Source organism: Palleronia abyssalis (assembly GCF_900302445.1).
GTDB classification, from domain to species: Bacteria; Pseudomonadota; Alphaproteobacteria; order Rhodobacterales; family Rhodobacteraceae; genus Palleronia; species Palleronia abyssalis.
The window spans coordinates 1-1,509 of sequence record NZ_ONZF01000034.1; the positions used below are offsets into that span (position 1 = coordinate 1).

A 1,509-nucleotide genomic window follows, 5' to 3' on the forward strand; every position below is an offset into this window, starting at 1 on the left:
CCAGCACCCGAGGTGGTGCAGTGGCCGGCTCCGCAATCCGGAGCCGCTTCGCCGGCCACTCCGGCCGTAGCGCCGAGTCCCGTCATGCACTAAGACTGAAACCGGACCTCCCGATTGGGGCAGGCCATTTTATCACGCCGCTCGCCGTCATAGACAGCAGATAGTGTTGTTGGTAGTGAGAAAAGAGCCTCACACTCAAGTGCCTCAGGCTTTCGTCGCAATACTCGCCCGGTCAACTGCCAGATTTCCTCTGCAAGCTGCGCATTTCTGACGACGGCTGCAACTCGCGCCAAACCTCCAACGGAGGCACCAATTGAAAAGTTTTCTTCATTGTCGGTGGCGAGGTCGATACGTCTGAGAGCAGCCACCGACAGTGAGACTATTTCGGCCGGAAGTTTGAATACGGCGCCGCCATTGACCAGGGCATTGAAACCTCCAACGCCTGGAGGGTCTTTCTTCAGTTCCGACTCAATAAGGGCCTTCCAATCATCGGGCAAACTCGCAGCTTGCTCCACTCCGCCTTTTAGCGGACCAGGTAGGAAGGAGTAGGGGAACCTCAGTCTGTCCGATAGCAACTTATCGGATCCATCCTTAAAGTATCTCTCCATTGGAGTTCCTTTAAGAGAATCCTTTTTAGATGTGATGGCGTTGCTCAACCGAGAGATGAACTCTGCCTTGAGTTGGTGTGGAGTAGCAAACTCTGGCATCCATCTGGCTTCCGAATGAGCATCGAGATGTCCCACCACAAATGCGCGGCGCGCTACCCGTTGCGCCAGTTCGAAAGCAGCGGTGGTAGCATCGACCCTTTCGGAAAGCAGTATTTCTTCCAGAAAAGAGGCGTGCGAGAATTCGACCAGGCGCCTACCAAAGACGGGCGATCCGTCGAAGTCTGATGACAGGCTTAACCGACCGCTTACAAAGAAGAACAGATTGCTCAGCAACTTAAAACGACCTTCTTCCGGCTCATTCAGAAAGAAGTCGATGATGCCAGCAAGCCGTTCTTGCAATGCAATGCTCACATCATCTCGGGCTAGCATTGCTTCGACGAACCCTAGCATCGATAACATAGAACCTGATTGTTCCACATGGTCAGCCAGTTTCGCGAAATCATCAGCTGATAAGCTCTCGTTTCCAATCACCGTGGCCATAGAGCTATGAATGCAGAGTCTCAAGGCCTCTGGATAAAATTTCACTCCATAAGCCTTTGTGCCCGCGACAATAAGAGGTTTTACCTCCCGCTCTATGAACTCGGCGAGCACGGGAGCGTCTGTTGTAGTTAGATATGCTAATCGCCAAAATTCAGGATCGCTTGGAACCAGCGTTTGAAAGTTACTACTTCCATTCTCGATTTCTTGGCGAATCCGCAAAGCAACAGCTACAAACGACATGGTGTGATTGCGGCGGTCGCTCTCCGGAGGCGAACGAGGTCCGGTATGTTGGCCTCATGGATAATAGCCGTGAGGAGAACGACCTATGGAACACTATGCCGGTTTGGATGTGTCGCTGAAA

1 protein-coding gene is annotated in these 1,509 nt (G+C 52.6%); it reads right to left on the reverse strand.

Annotated features, from left to right (window positions below):
• Positions 1-89 precede the first annotated feature (89 nt).
• Positions 90-1,388 (reverse strand): hypothetical protein, encoded by a 1,299-nt coding sequence (locus PAA8504_RS21635; RefSeq protein WP_146190565.1) that lies wholly within the window; start codon positions 1,386-1,388, stop codon positions 90-92.
• Positions 1,389-1,509 lie beyond the last annotated feature (121 nt).